General features: G+C 58.7%; 21 protein-coding genes and 1 tRNA gene. 15 read left to right on the top strand and 7 right to left on the bottom strand.

All coding sequences use genetic code 11. The features are described from left to right. Positions 1-36: 36 nt before the first annotated feature. From EJA05_RS21600 to EJA05_RS21535, 14 genes are all read left to right on the top strand, one after another. On the top strand, positions 37-789 hold the full coding sequence (locus EJA05_RS21600; protein ID WP_125465145.1) for a YebC/PmpR family DNA-binding transcriptional regulator: 753 nt from the start codon (positions 37-39) through the stop codon (positions 787-789). Positions 790-941: 152 nt separating this feature from the next. Continuing rightward, a complete protein-coding gene (gene ruvC / locus EJA05_RS21595) occupies positions 942-1,466 on the top strand; it encodes a crossover junction endodeoxyribonuclease RuvC (RefSeq protein ID WP_125465144.1) in 525 nt (174 codons plus the stop codon). A 108-nt stretch (positions 1,467-1,574) separates the two neighbouring features. Beyond that, positions 1,575-2,192 (top strand): Holliday junction branch migration protein RuvA, encoded by a 618-nt coding sequence (ruvA, locus tag EJA05_RS21590; protein ID WP_110992343.1) that lies wholly within the window; start codon positions 1,575-1,577, stop codon positions 2,190-2,192. Next, the gene (gene ruvB, locus EJA05_RS21585) at positions 2,189-3,235 is read left to right on the top strand and encodes a Holliday junction branch migration DNA helicase RuvB (RefSeq protein ID WP_110992342.1); all 1,047 of its coding nucleotides are present in this window, start codon (positions 2,189-2,191) and stop codon (positions 3,233-3,235) included. The genes ruvA and ruvB overlap by 4 nt, the downstream gene beginning before the upstream one ends. 125 nt (positions 3,236-3,360) lie before the next feature. Then, the gene (ybgC, locus tag EJA05_RS21580) at positions 3,361-3,813 is read left to right on the top strand and encodes a tol-pal system-associated acyl-CoA thioesterase (RefSeq protein WP_125859818.1); all 453 of its coding nucleotides are present in this window, start codon (positions 3,361-3,363) and stop codon (positions 3,811-3,813) included. 2 nt (positions 3,814-3,815) lie between these two features. Next, positions 3,816-4,511: a protein TolQ gene (gene tolQ / locus EJA05_RS21575; protein WP_125465142.1), complete on the top strand. Its 696-nt coding sequence runs from the start codon at positions 3,816-3,818 to the stop codon at positions 4,509-4,511. 14 nt (positions 4,512-4,525) lie between these two features. Next, a complete protein-coding gene (gene tolR, locus EJA05_RS21570; protein ID WP_110992339.1) occupies positions 4,526-4,978 on the top strand; it encodes a protein TolR in 453 nt (150 codons plus the stop codon). After that, on the top strand, positions 4,978-6,054 hold the full coding sequence (gene tolA / locus EJA05_RS21565; RefSeq protein ID WP_125465141.1) for a cell envelope integrity protein TolA: 1,077 nt from the start codon (positions 4,978-4,980) through the stop codon (positions 6,052-6,054). The genes tolR and tolA overlap by 1 nt, the downstream gene beginning before the upstream one ends. 47 nt (positions 6,055-6,101) lie before the next feature. Continuing rightward, a complete protein-coding gene (gene tolB / locus EJA05_RS21560; protein WP_223277225.1) occupies positions 6,102-7,352 on the top strand; it encodes a Tol-Pal system beta propeller repeat protein TolB in 1,251 nt (416 codons plus the stop codon). 54 nt (positions 7,353-7,406) lie between these two features. After that, entirely contained in the window at positions 7,407-7,904 is a 498-nt protein-coding gene (gene pal / locus EJA05_RS21555; RefSeq protein WP_008090230.1) for a peptidoglycan-associated lipoprotein Pal, read from the top strand. Positions 7,905-7,910: 6 nt separating this feature from the next. Then, entirely contained in the window at positions 7,911-8,720 is an 810-nt protein-coding gene (ybgF, locus tag EJA05_RS21550) for a tol-pal system protein YbgF (RefSeq protein ID WP_125859816.1), read from the top strand. A 160-nt stretch (positions 8,721-8,880) separates the two neighbouring features. Then, a complete protein-coding gene (gene queE / locus EJA05_RS21545) occupies positions 8,881-9,528 on the top strand; it encodes a 7-carboxy-7-deazaguanine synthase QueE (RefSeq protein ID WP_125465138.1) in 648 nt (215 codons plus the stop codon). A 10-nt stretch (positions 9,529-9,538) separates the two neighbouring features. Next, on the top strand, positions 9,539-10,213 hold the full coding sequence (queC, locus tag EJA05_RS21540; protein ID WP_125859814.1) for a 7-cyano-7-deazaguanine synthase QueC: 675 nt from the start codon (positions 9,539-9,541) through the stop codon (positions 10,211-10,213). A gap of 60 nt (positions 10,214-10,273) precedes the next feature. Beyond that, positions 10,274-10,349 (top strand) — tRNA-Lys (locus EJA05_RS21535). Positions 10,350-10,684: 335 nt separating this feature from the next. Here the strand turns inward: EJA05_RS21535 and EJA05_RS21530 are convergent. The 5 genes from EJA05_RS21530 to EJA05_RS21510 all read right to left on the bottom strand — a co-directional run bounded on the left by EJA05_RS21530 (position 10,685) and on the right by EJA05_RS21510 (position 15,264). Beyond that, positions 10,685-11,938 carry a site-specific integrase gene (locus EJA05_RS21530; RefSeq protein WP_125859812.1) on the bottom strand — a complete coding sequence of 418 codons (1,254 nt, stop codon included), beginning with the start codon at positions 11,936-11,938 and terminating at the stop codon, positions 10,685-10,687. Beyond that, positions 11,935-13,812 (bottom strand): MobH family relaxase, encoded by a 1,878-nt coding sequence (mobH, locus tag EJA05_RS21525; protein ID WP_223811866.1) that lies wholly within the window; start codon positions 13,810-13,812, stop codon positions 11,935-11,937. Before mobH ends, EJA05_RS21530 begins: the two co-directional genes overlap by 4 nt. A 91-nt stretch (positions 13,813-13,903) precedes the next feature. After that, on the bottom strand, positions 13,904-14,491 hold the full coding sequence (locus EJA05_RS21520; RefSeq protein WP_125859808.1) for a hypothetical protein: 588 nt from the start codon (positions 14,489-14,491) through the stop codon (positions 13,904-13,906). 132 nt (positions 14,492-14,623) lie between these two features. Then, positions 14,624-14,989 carry a type II toxin-antitoxin system RelE/ParE family toxin gene (locus EJA05_RS21515; protein WP_125859806.1) on the bottom strand — a complete coding sequence of 122 codons (366 nt, stop codon included), beginning with the start codon at positions 14,987-14,989 and terminating at the stop codon, positions 14,624-14,626. Next, positions 14,986-15,264 (bottom strand): type II toxin-antitoxin system ParD family antitoxin, encoded by a 279-nt coding sequence (locus tag EJA05_RS21510; protein ID WP_125859804.1) that lies wholly within the window; start codon positions 15,262-15,264, stop codon positions 14,986-14,988. The genes EJA05_RS21515 and EJA05_RS21510 overlap by 4 nt, the downstream gene beginning before the upstream one ends. A gap of 112 nt (positions 15,265-15,376) precedes the next feature. On the opposite strand from EJA05_RS21510, the gene EJA05_RS21505 reads away from it, so the two are divergent. Then, the gene (locus EJA05_RS21505; protein ID WP_125859802.1) at positions 15,377-15,715 is read left to right on the top strand and encodes a hypothetical protein; all 339 of its coding nucleotides are present in this window, start codon (positions 15,377-15,379) and stop codon (positions 15,713-15,715) included. 36 nt (positions 15,716-15,751) lie between these two features. Here EJA05_RS21505 and EJA05_RS21500 read toward each other — a convergent pair whose 3' ends face one another. Beyond that, positions 15,752-17,278 (bottom strand): conjugal transfer protein TraG N-terminal domain-containing protein, encoded by a 1,527-nt coding sequence (locus EJA05_RS21500; protein ID WP_125859800.1) that lies wholly within the window; start codon positions 17,276-17,278, stop codon positions 15,752-15,754. Then, the gene (locus tag EJA05_RS21495; protein WP_125859798.1) at positions 17,275-17,628 is read right to left on the bottom strand and encodes a hypothetical protein; all 354 of its coding nucleotides are present in this window, start codon (positions 17,626-17,628) and stop codon (positions 17,275-17,277) included. The genes EJA05_RS21500 and EJA05_RS21495 overlap by 4 nt, the downstream gene beginning before the upstream one ends. Between the last annotated feature and the right edge of the window lies 1 nt (position 17,629).

Below are 17,629 nucleotides of genomic sequence, written 5' to 3'. Positions count from 1 at the left end.
CGGAACCTGTTTCTGTTTCAAGGATTTGGAGTCGTTATGGCTGGTCATTCCAAGTGGGCGAACATCAAGCACCGCAAAGAGCGCCAGGATGCCAAGAGGGGCAAGATCTTCACCAAGTGGATCCGCGAGCTGACCGTCGCCGCCAAGCAGGGCGGTGGTGACCCGGCTTCCAACCCGCGTCTGCGCCTGGCGCTGGACAAGGCCCTGGGTGCGAACATGAGCCGCGACATCATCGATCGCGCCGTGGCCCGGGGTGCCGGCACCAACGAAAGCGACAACGTCGAAGAGCTCAGCTATGAAGGTTACGGCCCGGGTGGCGTGGCGATCATGGTCGAAGCCATGACCGACAACCGCAACCGTACCGCCGCGGCCGTGCGCCATGCCTTCACCAAGTGCGGTGGCAACCTGGGCACCGACGGTTCGGTGGCCTACCTGTTCGAGCGCAAGGGGCAGATCAGCTTCGCCGCAGAACTGGCCGTTGACGAAGATGCGCTGATGGAAGCCGCGATGGAGGCCGATGCCGACGACGTGGTGGTCAACGACGACGGCTCCTTCGATGTGTTCACCTCGTTCAACAGCTTCTACGCGGTGCGTAATGCGCTGGAAGAGGCGGGCTTCAAGGCTTCGGATGCCGAGATCGTGATGCAGCCGACCACCAGTGCCGAGCTGGATCAGGAGGGCGCCGAGAAGGTGCTCAAGCTGATCGACATGCTCGAGGACCTGGACGACGTGCAGAACGTCTACTCCAATGCACAGATCTCCGACGAGATCATGGAAGCACTGGGCTGATAGTTTCGGCGACAGGCGCTATCGCAGGGCAAGTCGGATCGGCGCACCGCCGCTCCCGCAGGGGTTTTGCATGCTCCCTGTGGGAGCGGCGGTGCGCCGATGCGGCTTGTCCCGCGATAGGGCCGGCAAATTCGTAAATATCTGTAGGCGTTATGACTCTGATTCTTGGTATCGACCCCGGTTCGCGCATCACCGGCTTCGGTGTGGTCCGGCAGACTGCGCGCGGCTGCGAGTACGTCACCTCGGGCTGTATTCGCACCGGTGATGGCGAGCTGCACGATCGGCTGCTCGTCGTCTTTCGCGGCGTCAGCGAGATCATTCGCCAGCACGGCCCGGTGACCATGGGTATCGAGCGGGTGTTCATGGCACGCAATGCCGATTCGGCGCTCAAGCTGGGGCAGGCGCGTGGTGCCGCGATCGTTGCCGCCGCAGAAGCGGGCCTGGAGATCGCCGAATATACCGCCAGCCAGGTCAAGCAGGCGGTAGCGGGCACCGGTGGGGCCAACAAGGATCAAGTGATGTTGATGGTCATGCACCTGCTCAAGCTCACCCAGAAACCGCAAGTCGATGCCTCCGATGCCCTGGCCATCGCCCTGTGCCATGCCCATACCCGGTCCAGCCTGATTCCTCATGGTTTGACCACGGCGCGGCGACGCGGCGGGCGCTTGCGTCTGTAGCCGCTTCATGCGCTGATACACATTTTGTCCGGGTGGCCCGTTCGCCCGAAGCATTTGCTGATAGGGTTGTGCGGTTTCTGACCGGCGCCCCAGAGAAAGGATCGGAACGTGATTGGACGTTTGCGCGGCACCCTGGCGGAAAAACAGCCGCCGCACCTGATTGTCGACGTCAATGGCCTGGGCTACGAGCTCGAAGTGCCGATGACCACCCTTTATCGCCTGCCAAAGGTGGGGGAGGTCGTGACCCTGCATACCCACCAGGTGGTGCGTGAAGATGCCCACCTGCTGTATGGCTTCGCTGAAAAGCGCGAGCGTGAACTGTTCCGCGAGCTGATCCGGCTCAATGGCGTTGGCCCGAAGCTGGCGCTGGCGTTGATGTCCGGGCTTGAAGTCGACGATCTGGTGCGCTGCGTGCAGGCGCAGGACGCCGCCGTGCTGGTGCGCGTGCCGGGCGTCGGCAAGAAGACCGCCGAGCGCCTGCTGGTCGAACTCAAGGACCGCTTCAAGGCCTGGGAAACCTCGCCGGCGATGTTCGCCCTGGTGTCCGACGGCCCGCTGCCGGTGGCCAGCGTCAACACGGCCGAGGCAGACGCGGTCAGTGCGCTGGTGTCGTTGGGCTACAAGCCGCAGGAGGCCAGCAAGGCCATTTCCGCCATCGAAGGCAAGGCCAACCTCAGCAGTGAAGAACTGATCCGTCGCAGCCTCAAAGGGATGATTACCAAGTGATCGAGACCGACCGCCTGATTGCCGCCTCCGGACGCGACCGCGAAGAGGTCCAGGACCGCGCAATCCGTCCGCTGCGGCTGGAGGAATACATCGGCCAGCCGGTGGTGCGCGAGCAGATGGCGCTGTTCATCCAGGCTGCGCGCGGTCGCAACGAGTCCCTCGACCATACCCTGATCTTCGGCCCGCCCGGTCTGGGCAAGACCACGCTGGCCAATATCATTGCCCATGAAATGGGCGTTTCGGTCAAGAGTACCTCAGGGCCGATCCTTGAGCGCCCGGGCGACCTGGCGGCGATGCTCACCAATCTGGAACCGCACGATGTGCTGTTCATTGACGAAATTCACCGCTTGTCGCCGGTGGTCGAGGAAGTGCTGTATCCAGCAATGGAAGACTTCCAGCTGGACATCATGATCGGAGAGGGGCCGGCTGCGCGCTCGATCAAGCTCGATCTGCCACCGTTCACCCTGGTCGGCGCCACCACCCGCGCAGGCATGCTGACCAACCCCCTGCGTGACCGTTTCGGTATCGTCCAGCGCCTGGAGTTCTACAGCGATCGGGACCTGGCGACCATCGTCAGCCGTTCGGCCGGCATTCTCGGGTTATCGATCGAGGATACCGGTGCGTTCGAGATTGCCCGCCGTGCGCGCGGTACCCCGCGTATTGCCAACCGCCTGCTGCGCCGCGTGCGTGACTACGCCGAGGTGCGCGGCAAGGGCGAAATCACCAAGGCCGTGGCAGACATGGCGCTCAACCTGCTGGACGTCGACGAGCGCGGTTTCGACCATTCCGACCGACGCCTGCTGCTGACCATGATCGAGAAGTTCGACGGTGGCCCGGTGGGCGTGGACAACCTGGCCGCGGCGATCAGCGAAGAGCGCCATACCATTGAAGACGTGCTGGAACCGTACCTCATCCAGCAAGGCTATATCATGCGCACCCCGCGAGGCCGCGTGGTCACTCGTCACGCCTACCTGCATTTCGGCCTGAACATTCCCGGGCGCTTCTGTGAAGGCGGGGAATATTCCGCGCAGGACGACGAATGACAGATCGAACCGGCGATTTCGTGGTCCTACCGCAGGCATGCCCACCAAACGCTGGCAATACGACATTAACCCGGCAAAAACAGTTGCCTGGGCGGATTGGCAAGTTCAGGAGTAAGCACTAGAGTATGCGCGCGCAAAATGGGCTGGAACCGTTTGCACACCGCTGTCGCGTCTATTACGAGGATACCGACGCGGGTGGGGTGGTGTACTACGTCAACTACCTCAAGTTCATGGAGCGAGCGCGTACCGAGCGCCTGCGTCACCTTGGCTTTTCCCAGGCGCAACTGGCGGGTGACAATCTTCTGTTCGTCGTGCACTCCAGCGAAGCGCGCTACCACGCGCCGGCGCGGCTGGACGACGAATTGCGGGTAACCGCGCAAGTGCTTGAATTGAATCGCGCCAGCCTGCGCTTCGTGCAGCAGGTATGGCGAATAAAGGATGAAGTGCTGCTCTGTGAAGGGCAGTTCCTTGTGGCCGCCGTGCGTGCCGACACTTTCAAGCCCCGGGCCATTCCCTCAGAACTGCGCGATGCGTTCCTGGCGGACGGTGCGGGTACTCAATCCAACGCAGGAGAATAAGCGTGGAAGCAAACGTCGTCGACCATACCTCCATGTGGAGCCTGGTCGCCAATGCCAGCGTCGTGGTTCAGTTGGTAATGCTCACCCTGGTGGCCGCTTCGGTCATGTCCTGGGTCATGATCTTCCAGCGCAGCACCATGCTGCGCGCCGGTCGTCGTGCCCTGGATGCCTTCGAGGAGCGCTTCTGGTCGGGTATCGACCTGTCCAAGCTGTACCGCCAGGCCGGCAGCAACCCGGACCCGGACTCGGGTGTCGAGCAGGTATTCCGTGCCGGCTTCAAGGAATTCTCGCGCCTGCGCCAGCAGCCGGGTGTCGACCCGGATGCCGTGATGGAAGGTGTTGGCCGTGCGATGCGCGTTGCCATCTCCCGTGAAGAAGAGAAGCTCGAGCAGAGCCTGCCGTTCCTCGCCACCGTCGGCTCCACCAGCCCGTACATCGGCCTGTTCGGTACCGTCTGGGGCATCATGAACTCGTTCCGCGGTCTGGCCAGCGCCCAGCAGGCGACCCTCGCCACCGTGGCCCCCGGTATCGCCGAGGCCCTGATTGCCACCGCGATCGGCCTGTTCGCCGCGATCCCGGCGGTCATCGCCTACAACCGCTTTGCCGCACGCAGTGAAGTACTGATTGGTCGTTACTACACCTTCGCCGACGAGTTCCAGGCGATCCTGCACCGCAAAGTACACACCAGCGAAGAGTGATCAGGTAGAAACCCATGGCCCGAGTTCGCCACAAACGCAAGCCGGTCGCCGAGATGAACGTGGTGCCCTACATCGACGTGATGCTGGTGCTGCTGGTCATCTTCATGGTGACCGCCCCCATGCTCAACCAGGGCGTGAAAGTAGACCTGCCCAAGGTGTCCAGCGAGGCCCTGCCGCAGGACAACAACGTGCAGATCCTGACCATCTCTATCAAGGCCGACAAGACTTACTTCTGGAACCTCGGCAGTGAAGTCGACACCGACAAGCAGATGGACAAGGCCATGACCTTGCCGGAAATGACCAGCGCGGTGACCAAGATCATTGCCGCCGGTCGCGACCAGGGCAAGCAGACCCAGGTCTTCATTCGTGGCGACAAGTCCGTCGACTACGGCGCGGTCATGGGTGCCATGGGCGGGTTGCAGAAGGCTGGTGTCGGTAACGTTGGCCTGATTACCGAGGCGCCCTGATGCAGCAGCGAGAGCCATCCGCCTCGGAAAGCTACTTCTGGCCCAGTGTCTGGGCCATCGGCCTGCATGTGCTGGTGTTCGGCATGCTGTTCGTCAGTTTCGCCATGACGCCTGAGCTGCCACCCTCCAAGCCGATCGTCCAGGCCACGCTCTACCAGCTCAAGTCCAAGAGCCAAGCGACCACCCAGACCAATCAGAAGATTGCCGGGGAAGCGAAGAAGACCGCGTCGCGGCAGACCGAGGTCGAGCAGCTGGAGCAGAAGAAGGTCGAGCAGGAAGCCGTGAAGGCTGCGGAACAAAAGAAAGCAGACGCTGCTCAAAAAGCTGAGGAAGCCCGCGAAGCCGCCGAGGCCAAGAAAGCCGAAGAGGCCGCCAAGGCGACCGAGCAGAAGAAAGCCGCAGAAGCCAAGAAAGCCGAAGAAGCGAAGAAGGCGGCTGAAAAACAGCAGGCCGACATCGCCAAGAAGAAGGCTGAAGAAGAGGCGAAAAAGCAGGCCGAAGAAGAGGCCAAGAAACAGGCAGCGGAAGAGGCGAAGAAGAAAGCCGCCGAAGACGCAAAGAAAAAAGCAGCCGAGGACGCCAAGAAGAAAGCGGCGGCCGAGGAAGCGAAGAAGAAGGCAGCTGAAGAGGCCAAGAAAAAGGCCGCTGCAGACGCCCAGAAGAAAAAAGCACAGGAAGCGGCCCGCAAATCGGCGGAAGACAAGAAGGCTCAGGCACTTGCCGAGCTGTTGTCCGACACCACCGAGCGCCAGCAGGCGCTGGCCGATGAGCAGGGTGACCAGGTGGCCGGCGATTTCGACGACCTGATCCGTATGCGAGCAGCCGAAGGCTGGGCGCGTCCGCCCTCTGCGCGCAAGGGCATGACGGTAGTTCTGCAGATCAACATGTTGCCGGACGGTACCCTCACCAATGTGAGCGTGGCCAAATCCAGCGGCGACGGTCCGTTCGACAGCTCGGCCGTGGCCGCGGTGAAGAACATTGGTCGGTTGACCGAGATGCAGGGCTTGAAGCCGAACGAATTCAATCCGTATCGTTCATTCAAGATGACATTTACACCTGAGGATCTAGCGTTGTGATTAAACGTCTGAGAGGACTCCTGGTCTTGCTCTGCTGCGTGGCAGGCATGGCCATGGCGGAGGAAAAGAACATCCTGGTCACCAGCGGCAGCGACCGGGCAACCCCCATCGCGGTAGTGCCCTTCGGCGTGCAGGGCGGCAGCGTGCTGCCCGAGGACATGGCCGATATCATTGGCAACGACCTGCGCAACTCCGGCTACTATTCGCCGATTCCGAAGCAGAACATGATCAGCCAGCCTACCCAGGCCAGCGAAGTCATCTTCCGTGACTGGAAGGCACTGGGCGCGCAGTACGTCATGGTCGGCAGCATCGTGCCTGCCGGTGGTCGCCTGCAGGTCAGCTATGCACTGTTCAACGTCGCCACCGAGCAGCAAGTGCTGACCGGCAGCGTCGCGGGTGGTGTCGATCAGCTGCGTGACATGTCCCACTACATCGCCGACCAGTCGTTCGAGAAGCTCACCGGCATCAAGGGTGCGTTCTCCACCCGTATGCTGTACGTGACCGCCGAGCGTTTCTCGACCAACAACACCCGTTACACCCTGCAGCGTTCGGACTACGACGGCGCCCGCGCGGTCACCCTGCTGCAGTCGCGCGAGCCGATCCTGTCGCCGCGTTTCGCCCCGGATGGCAAGCGCATCGCCTACGTGTCGTTCGAGCAGAAGCGTCCGCGCATCTTCATCCAGCACATCGATACCGGTCGCCGCGAACAGGTCACCAATTTCGAAGGCCTGAACGGCGCTCCAGCCTGGTCGCCCGACGGTACTCGCCTGGCGTTCGTGCTGTCGAAGGACGGCAACCCGGACATCTACGTGATGAACGTCGCCTCGCGTCAGATCAGCCGTGTCACTGCCGGCCCCGGTATCAATACCGAGCCGTTCTGGGGCAAGGATGGCAACACCCTTTACTTCACATCCGACCGTGGCGGCAAGCCGCAGATCTACAAACAGTCGGTTAGTGGCGGTGGTGCCGAGCGGGTAACTTTCGTGGGCAACTACAACGCCAACCCGAAACTGTCGGCGGATGAAAAGACCCTGGTGATGATCCATCGCCAACAAGGTTTCACCAACTTCAAAGTGGCTGCCCAGGATCTGCAACGCGGAAGTGTAAAGATTCTCACCGAGACCAGTCTTGATGAGTCTCCCACTGTTGCGCCAAACGGCACCATGCTAATCTACGCCACCCGCCAGCAGGGCCGGGGAGTCTTGATGCTCGTGTCGCTTAACGGCCGCGTGAGGCTCCCGCTTCCTACCGCTCAAGGCGAAGTCAGAGAACCGTCCTGGTCCCCTTACCTGAACTGATTGCGGCGTAACACGTTTTGCTTAACACATTGGGGTTTCATTAGGAGTTTCAAGATGGAAATGCTGAAGTTTGGTAAATTTGCTGCGCTGGCTCTGGCCATGGCCGTAGCTGTAGGTTGCTCCTCGAAAGGCGGTGACAACGCTGGTGAAGGCGCTGTTGACCCGAACGCTGGCTACGGTGCCAACACTGGCGCTGTTGACGGCTCCCTGAGCGAAGAAGCCGCCCTGCGCGCAATCACCACCTTCTACTTCGAATACGACAGCTCGGACCTGAAGCCAGAAGCCATGCGCGCTCTGGACGTTCACGCCAAGGACCTGAAGTCCAACGGCAACCGCGTTGTCCTGGAAGGCAACACCGACGAGCGCGGCACCCGCGAGTACAACATGGCTCTGGGTGAGCGTCGTGCCAAGGCCGTTCAGCGTTACCTGGTTCTGCAGGGCGTTTCCCCTGCTCAGCTGGAACTGGTCTCCTACGGCGAAGAGCGTCCAGTTGCCACCGGCAACGACGAGCAGTCCTGGGCTCAGAACCGTCGCGTAGAACTGCGTAAGTAAGTTCCTATGCGTATGTGCCGCCGTGTAGTAACCGTCCTCGCACTCAGCCTGCCCCTCTCGGCGTGGGCTGCGGTTCCCGTAGTAGATGACAACGCAGGTGGTTTGCCACCTGCGGGTTATGGCACGAGCGGCGCCTATGCCGGAGCAGGGGCTTCGGCCCCTGCTTCTGCAAACGGCCAGCTGTTCATGCAGCTGCAGCAGATGCAGGACCAGATTTCCCGCCAGCAAGGCATCATCGAAGAGCTGCAGAACGATGTGTCGCGCATGAAGCAGGAAAACCTCGAGCGCTATCAGGAACTGGACCGCCGCATTGGCAGCGGAACGGCACCTGCCGCGACTCCCGATAATTCCTCCACCGGTGGTGCGAACAACGCAGCCACGGGTGCCGCCGCCGGCGCCAGCGCCGCGCAGCCACCGGCCGCCAGCAGCGAGCCGGGTGATCCGGCGAAAGAAAAGCTCTATTACGACGCCGCTTTCGACCTGATCAAGCAGAAGGACTTCGACAAGGCCAGCCAGGCCTTCAACGCCTTCCTGCGCAAGTACCCCAACAGCCAGTACGCCGGTAACGCGCAATACTGGCTGGGCGAAGTGAACCTCGCCAAAGGCGACCTGCAGGGCGCCAGCCAGGCCTTTGCCAAGGTCAGCCAGCTGTATCCGCAGCACAATAAGGTGCCGGATTCGCTCTACAAGCTGGCCGACGTCGAGCGCCGCCTGGGCCACACCGACAAAGTCAAAGGCATTTTGCAGAAGGTGGTCACTGACTACCCTAAAACCACTGCCGCCAAACTGGCTGAGCGTGACCTGCAAAAGCTCTGAGTCAATGCTTCATGAAGAAACCCGCGCCTGTCGCGGGTTTTTTCGTTAGAATCACTGCCCTTTTTTCGTAAACACGCTGCTGCGGATAACGCCATGTCGAGTCCGCGACAGTGCCTGACGGAGGCGGACAGCCTGTTCAGCTGTCACGCCCGTGGCGATCATGCAAGACACATTACGCATCACCGAAGTCTTTTACTCGTTGCAGGGTGAAACGCGAACGGCTGGGCTGCCCACGGTATTCGTGCGCCTGACCGGTTGCCCCCTGCGTTGCCAGTACTGCGACAGTGCCTATGCCTTCAGCGGCGGCACTCTGCGTAGCCTGGATTCGATCCTCGAGCAGGTGGCCGGCTTCAAGCCGCGCTATGTCTGTGTCACCGGCGGTGAGCCTTTGGCCCAGCCGAATGCGCTGCCGCTGCTGCGCAGCCTGTGCGATGCCGGTTACGAGGTTTCTCTGGAAACCAGCGGCGCTCTCGATATCAGCGGCGTCGATACCCGGGTCAGCCGCGTGGTCGACCTGAAGACGCCAGGCTCCGAAGAGTCGCACCGTAACCGCTACGAGAACATCGAGCTACTGACCCGCAACGATCAGGTCAAGTTCGTTATCTGCTCACGCGAAGACTACGACTGGGCGGTCTCCAAACTGATCCAGTACAACCTGACCGAGCGTGCCGGCGAAGTGCTGTTCTCGCCCAGCCACCATCAGGTGAAAGCCTCCGACCTGGCTGACTGGATCGTCGCCGACAACCTGCCCGTGCGTTTCCAGCTGCAGCTGCACAAGCTGCTGTGGAACGACGAACCTGGACGCTGAGAGAAAAGACATGACTGAAAAACGCGCGGTAATCCTGCTTTCTGGCGGCCTCGATTCGGCCACCGTGGTGGCCATGGCCAAGGCTGAAGGCTACGCCTGCTACACCATGAGCTTCGACTATGGCCAGCGCCATCGTGCCGAGCTCGAGGCCGCGGCGCGGGTTGCCCATGACCTGGGCGTGGTCGAGCACAAGGTGATTGGCCTGAACCTGAACGGTATCGGCGGCTCGGCCCTGACCGACAGCAGCATCGACGTGCCGGAAGCGCCAAGTGAAGGCATCCCGGTGACTTACGTGCCGGCGCGCAACACCGTGTTCCTCTCGCTGGCGCTCGGCTGGGCCGAAGTGCTTCAGGCGCGTGACATCTTCATTGGTGTCAATGCGGTGGACTATTCCGGTTACCCGGACTGCCGCCCCGAGTTCGTCGAGGCCTTCGAGCGCATGGCCAACCTGGCCACCAAGGCCGGGGTCGAAGGGCAGGGCTTCCGCATCCAGGCGCCGCTGCAGAACCTGAGCAAGGCGCAGATTGTCCAGGCCGGTATCGCTCGCGGCGTGGACTACAGCCTGACCGTGTCCTGCTATCAGGCCGATGACGATGGGCGCGCCTGTGGCAAGTGCGACAGCTGCCGCCTGCGGGCCGATGGCTTCAGTGCAGCCGGTGTAGCGGACCCGACCCGTTATTTTTAAAAAAATGCGTATGGGGTGTTGATTTCTCCTGAGAAATCAGTAATATACGCGCCATCCAACGGGTCGTTAGCTCAGTTGGTAGAGCAGTTGGCTTTTAACCAATTGGTCGTAGGTTCGAATCCTACACGACCCACCATATTCACAGCGGTTCGTGAGTATCTAGAGAGGGGGCTTGCCAGCCAGTTTCTAGTCTTGCAGCCGTCTGGAGCGAACCTTAGGCTCGCTTCAGCGTGATGTCAATATGGAATAGCCCGCCGCTTATGGCGGGCTTTTTCGTTTCTGGGCCAAACAACTCAATGACTTAGCGGGTTTGCGGGCTGCTCAGCTCTGTGAACCCTCGCTTCGAATGGTCCCCAAAACCCGCGCAGCCAAAGGCATGGCGCCAGTTTCCTAGCACCAGTGACCTGGGACAGCTTTGCCTATCTTGCCTTCATCAGCTATCGATGTAGTGGCTGATTGCCATTCGTCGACTCATCGCTTCGGGGAGGCGCGTGCGTTGTAAACCGTGCCTGCGTCAGCCGAATGAGATCGAGCAAAGGGTGTGGACCCTGTCGTCGATGACATCAGGCTGAATAGAAGGCTGGGTTGAAAGAGATCTTCGGGCGGTAGCAAAGCGCTGGCACAGATCTGCTTGAACTCAATCAGCAGATGTCCTGGTGCAGGGTCGCTACCTCCGTAATGATCTTGTTCGTTCGTTCGTCGCTGACCAGACGATTTGCGTGCCTGGGTTTCACCTGTACGCGAATTTGGTGCACCACTGTCATCCACCCGCCGTACAAGACGTAATGCTCCCTGCTGCATGCTCCGCTCGTGCAACACGTCTCGCATGTGGTCATAGTCGGCCTCGATGTAACTCATCGTGGTAGCGATGTTCGAATGGTTCAGCAGGTTCTTGGTCAGGTGGATGTTTCTTTCCGGCTGCTTCATCAGATCGGTTGCAAGCGTGTGCCTGAACCGGTGCGGAGTCATCCGGACTCCGAGCTTGATGATCAGCTTCTTGTACATCGCCTCGACCTGGTCCGAATTCATTTCGTGCCGCTTGTAGTGGCGGGAGAAACGATTGACGTTGAAGAGTTGGTCTTCGGCGGCGAAGCCAGCTCGAGCAGCTTCATCCAGGAGCCGGCGCATATGCGGCGCAAGGCCATCCATGATCGGGATCCGGAATTCCCGATGGGTCTTTTCTGTTTCACCTCGTACCAGGATGAGCTGGCGATCCCAGTCGACGTCCTTCAACCGAATGCACAGCAGCGCGTTCAGTCGAATGCCTGTGTAGTAGAAGATCTCGAATGTAACGAGCCAGAACCAACCAGGAGTGATTCTCGCGCGGTCGCCAGTCGACTCCTCCTGGTCGGCCAGACTTCTGAGCCATCGCCGCGCACGGACGATCGCCTCGCCGGCAATGATTTTGCTCGGTCGCTTCGGGGCAATTACCGTCGTCTTCTTGAATGGGTTCACATCGGTATTGGGCAGAATTCCATACTCGATGCCGTAGCCCCAAATGGTTCGGAGGTGGTTGGAGTAGGTGTTCCAGCTGCGCTTCGATAGACCCCCTTCAATCAGCTTGTTTCTCAAGGTGAGAATGTCCCGTCGATCGATAGACTCGACATCGACATCTTTGCCGAAGTTCTTTTCCAGTTTTTTCATTGCCGCGCCGTAGATTTTCGCGCTGGCAGGCCGGAGCTCGTGATCGACCAGGTATTCCCTAAGCAGTTTCTCGGGTGTCATTCAGCGGCCCCTTCCGTCACCCGTCTCAAGCTTGGGTTATTCATGGGCTGCTCAGCGAATAACAGCTTCGGGTCGAGAAGCAGATAACCCCTCAATTGGGTGGTCTTCCTTGGGCCTATTACATCGTAGGTCCAGATGTTCAGTTGCTTGCCCGTCTTCTGGTGGTTCTTCTCTTTTTCAAATGCACGCTGTACTTGTTGCCAGGCCGCTGTCCCCGGTTTACCAACACTTTTCTCTAGGTCCGGATGCTCAAGCACATACCGCTTGAAGATTCCGGGAGTTACGAGCATTGCCGTGTCGTCGACGGTGTGGATCAGAGCCTTGACGTCGTTGATGATCAATTTGTGGGAGGCGACGCCTGCTTTTACCCAGGCAACGAAGGCCCCTCCCAGTGAACTACTAATAGGCATTGTGTTGATGTCTTTCGGTGCAGCAATCCTTGCTGGGGCTGCTGAAGATTCCTCGGCCGGCTCTGCCTCCACCATTCCTTGAGGTGTAGGCGAGACGACGTCTGAGCCTTGGCTAGCACTTAGCTCTTCTAATGGCGCAGTAATATCACTATACAGTGCCAACAGCTCCTCGCGTTCAGACGATTGGATCCCTTCTGTAGGACCTGGCTGAATCAGCGGTCGTGACTGTGGCGGCGGTTGGGGTACTTCGGCCTCGAGCTCAACTGGATCTTCCGGTATTGGGCAGACTGTCTCTCCTCCAGGGCCCAACTGCGCGGCTGCTTCTTGTTCCAGTGTGAGCGTTCCGCCGTAGAGCGGGGGGCGGTCTTCAGGGGTGGGCCACACGAGCGACGGCGAGATCTTCAACAGGGTAAAGGTGTTCTTCCAACCGCGGCCGTTATCAATTGTTGCCCTCCAGATCGCTTTGTCCTGCGCGTTGGTCTGGATGATCGCCTGGTCTTGCAGCATGTTGAAGAACGGAGCGTTGGAAGTTGGCACCCCTTCAATGCCCTGGGTCAGCATGTACGCCCGGAGTTGGTCAGCAGCAGGCTTGCTCACCAACCACAGGGCGTCCTGAGCCAGCCAGCCATCTGCCGGCCCATCGGGGTGGTTGAGCTTGAACTTATCGCGCACCAAGAACCGCAATCCATCAACCAGTTGCCGCTGGAGCGATTGTTTGGGGGCGGCGAGCGCACGCTCTGGATTCCCGCCCAATTGCTGTGCGACGGAAGCCTTGTCGGCCTGGACCACTATTTCGGCCAAGATGCCGGCGTGCTCATGCTGGCCAGCCAGGAGGTAGATCAACTGCCTCCAGAGCTCAGGGAATCCACTGAGCCAGTCGAGGATCCCCTTGTCCAGGACCTGCGTATACACAAGTGCTGACGCAGCTCCGTGCAGTTGGTACTCCCTACCTTTCACGTACCTAAACCGGTAGGGGCTGGAGATCGGTCCATGCCATGGGTGCCAGAGCTGGCCATCCTCGAGCTCCACACGGACATCAACAGCGATCTTTCCCAGGTCGTGCAGCAGCGCGCCGTAAGCAGCTGCCGCTGTCCAGGCTTCTGCTTGAGCAGACTGTGATTCAGGGGGAGCACCGATCGGCAGGAGGTGTGTCTGACGGATCTTTAGGGCGTACGCCATGATCTCCAGACCGTGGTCCAGAAGGCCGCCCAGGTGGGCATGGTGATGGTTTTCAGAGGCAGGGAGCAGTTGCACCAGCTCGGCGTAGCGCTCCAGCGGCTTTAGGTAGAGGGTGTTGAACTGAGCTCGTGAGAGCGAGGCCCGGCGCCAGATGTTCTCCAGGAGCTGCTGGCGGAGTGGGCTCTGCAGGAGAGCCGTAGCCTTCGCCGGCAGGTGGAAGCCTTGCGGTGAGGCTTCTGGCGTTGGTTGAGCCGCCTTGCGGCTCAACCAGGAGAGGAGGTGCATAAAGTGCTCCATGGGGTGTGCATGGAGCGGGCTTTTCCTTGAATAGCGCTATGCCATCAACGGGAAAGCGTTACCGGAAGTCCAACGAATTTCAGGGCATAATGCCATCACCTCCGTGATACTGGCCGTTGGACCAAGTAATCGGTACCGAAATTTCGACAGGATCACCATCTGTATCAGTGCCCCTTATCTTCAAACGGAAGAAGCCAATATGACCTTCTTCCTCTGAGGTGAATCTTAATGTTTCAGTGCTATGTGCTCTAAATCTTGGATTGTATTTTAATTTTGTGGAACTGAGGTCTGGTTCAATAGTCGCCCCCATGAGGTCGCCACCTGTGTTCTCAAGGCTTATGATAAACGCAAGGTAGGTTTCCTGTTGTTTCCTTGTTGCGCATTGCTCGATTTTTTCTACTCTAAACTTAGGGCGTATTCTTTTTTTTCGTTCAGCTTGTCGCGCTTTCTTCTCGGCGTGTTCTGCTTCTTTTTGCTGCTGTATTTCCTTGCGCAACTCACGTCTCAGATTTTCTTCTCGTTCAATTGCCTTAGAGGCTATTCGTTCGTTCACCTTTGTTGAGTGAAATACGAAAAATCCACTGATCAGTGCTGATACAATCGCTGATGTGATAGCAGGTATTGTCGCTACGGCGTAAGGATGAGTTAATATTTCGTGAAACGTCATCTCACGGGAACTCCATTTCTGTTGATTTTGTCAGTTGTGTATCTATGGCGATGCCTTTTCAGGTAAGGCTTTTACCCTTGTGATCCATTCCATTATCCATTCAAGCCCATTTGCTTCTGAGCCATTTACCTTTTACTGCTGATGCAGGTAGTTCAAATGCTGAGCGATCTCCATGGCGTCGTGGAGAACCCTTAGGATCTCAACGACATGGTCTGTCCCAGTGCGGTAGAACACGATATGGCGGGGGCTGAACATACGGCCGTCAGTCATCTGCAGTACGTTGAATGACAGATGCAGGCTGCGAAGGCCTGGGGAAAGCTCATCCCGCTGTATGCTGTTGATGTGTGTCGGCTCTTCTGCAAGGGAGCTGAAGGTTCCCTGAAGTAGGTCTTGATACTGGCTCCTGAGGGCCTCCCCCAGCCTGACTTCCGTGAAGCGAAGTGTATCGGCAATGTCGGTGTAGGCCTGGGGAGAGATGCGTACTACGAGCCCATTCATGCTTTATCGCTCGCGAGGCGTCCCAGATTTTCGAGATAAGCTTTGAGATTGGCCGGATCGACCTCGTCGTACTGGCCTGCTTCGACCTGCATGATACCTACTGATGTAGCGCTCCGCAGAGCCTCGAGTCTGGCTGACTCAGCTGCTTCATGCTCGAGCAGCATCCGGATGCCAGCCCGTACGACCTCGCTGAAATTCTGGTACCTACCAGTGTTTACGAGTTCATCAATGGACTGCTCCATCGGTTTGGGAACGACGACGTTGTGGGTGGCCATGGATGTGAACCTGATGAGTGATGATGGCGCTTTATGCCATACCCCTTGCGGAAATGCCAAAGGTGTCGTATATCTGATGGCAAGATGCTCTCACAGAGCGAGGATATGGAACATGACCGCAGCCGCAAAACACTCGATTGCCTTCCGCCTAGGTCGGGCCTTGGGGACCGTGGCGCGCTGCTGCTTGCATGATCGCAACCCGAGGGTTCGTTGGGTCAAGCGAGTTATTTTTGTCGGCCCGCTGCTATTTCTAGTGGCCAGCAATATTAGTTCGATTCTCTCGTCGATTTTGACTACCGTCTCGTTAGTGGCTGGTATCTATGCGTTCTCCAGAATAGATTTTTCTGTAGGGTATGCTCGTGAAGATGATAGCGACGATGATGAGTCGCGTAGAGCACCTTTCTATGGCGAGTATGAGCACCCAGACTACCATATGCATTACGATGATTGAGTTGGTGTTAGAGGGCCAGACTTAGCTGGCCCTATCTTACTTGATTGATTTTTTCATGCTGTTAGTTACTGCTTTCCCCGCTTCCTCCCCTGCGCCCTGAAGTTTTTTGGTTCCTTCCGATAGGCCGTTCAGGACTGCACCAGCTTTAATTCCTGCCCAGCCGAGAGCAGTCACCCAAAACATGGGTAAAATTATAAACATTGTTCCCATTACGAAGTTTAGAATTGCGTCTTGAACTGTGGTGTTCAATCCCATGATCGGGTCGAATGATAGATGCGGGGAGCCCGAACCATATAGAACATCGATAATGGTACTGTCGACCCATCGGGCGAGCTGTAGCCAGAAGTCTACAAATATCAGAGCAAACATCGTTACTGACATTGTCATCGCTACTTCGATTCGATAGGCACCTACGATCAGCACAATCGGAATGCAAATAACCATGGCCATTTTCAGGAACGCCATGATCATAGGCAATGCTTGCCGGACAACGTCCATACCTGGGAAGTATGCGAGGGAACCGACAGCGACACCGAGCCCTCCAGCAGTGCGTGCCATGCCGTTCCAGATCGTGCCATCAATTTGTCCGCCGTAGTCGGTGTAAACGTCCCCGTTGACCTGGCTGGATGGCGACACGAGCTGGCGGATCATCGAGTCGGTCACTTCTTCCTGAGACAGCCATTTTGCCCACCCAAGGAACTGGTTCAGCAGGGTTGGATCGACCTGGCCTTTCAACCGGTCCCTCAGCCCGATACTTCCATCCGACCACCACTGCTTGCAGGTTGGATATCCACCACCACCGGTGACCTGTGGCATTCCGTCATCGCGTTTTACGTCATACGGCCAGGCTGTACGCGGTGTCCTGGAGTAGTCGGTGTCGTAGTACCCTGCGGTATTCAACAGATAGTGGGACCCGATCCAGTTCAGGTCCTGCAGGGCCTTCTGGTCTTTTGCGATCGACCCGATTTCGGGCTGCCGCATGAACAGGCGTGCCCGAGAAGGGCCGAAACAATCGTGGGTGAAATCTGCCACTTCCTGGGCGAGGAGGGGGTTGCCAACCCTCATCGCGTCGACTTCCATGCGCATCTGCCTGAGGTCCGTGCCGCAGGGGATTGCTGCTACAGCACCACTGTTCAACCCTTTGGACAACGAGTGTACGACTGCCCACCATACTGGCAGTTGGGCGCTCTTACCGGCCAGCGAGCTGAACGTGGTGTTCCAGCCGGTCTCGGAAGGTGCTGGGGTCATCACCTGGCATTGGCGGGCGCGTTGCTGATCGAACTCGAGCGTGTCGAAGCCCACGGAGACGACTGGTACAGCACACATTGAGACCACCACGTAGCCGAGGTAGAGCTGGGTTTCAATACGAGCCAGAGACAGCACGCCTTTGTTGCCTTCATCCGCGCCCTCACCGCGAACCTTGATCCATTCCCGGGCCACGATGATGATGAAGGGCAGGGCGAACAGCCCCGTATCGGAGATCATGTCCCAGATCCCGTTGTTGATGATCCAGCCAACCAGGGTGAGGTAATACTCCAGGTAGTCATTCGTGTAGAGGGTCATAGCACCTCCGACCAGGCGATGGGGGCCTTCGAGATCTCGACGATCAGAAACAGCAGGAGCACCAGGAACTCGATCCGCTGAGCTTTGGATGGCTGGCCAGCCTCGCCCCCTGGCAGGCGTGCCTTCAGCTTGAACCAGGCATAGACGATGCCGCCGTAGAGGGTAAGTCGCCAGACTAACAGTGGTAGGTAATTGCTCTCTCGCCACTTCAACCAGGTCTCGAAGACGCCCAGGTGGTTAACCGCGATGATGCCGAGCAGTACACTGAACACGAGCAGAATGGTGCTCAAGAGCAGCCCGCCTAGCAGGATCTTGAGGGAGTTGGTTTTCTTCTCGACTTCCTGAGTCATG

This window comes from Pseudomonas oryziphila (genome assembly GCF_003940825.1).
Lineage (GTDB): Bacteria > Pseudomonadota > Gammaproteobacteria > Pseudomonadales > Pseudomonadaceae > Aquipseudomonas > Aquipseudomonas sichuanensis.
Note: the sequence above shows the minus strand (reverse complement) of the source record. Positions and strands in the feature narration are given on the sequence as shown.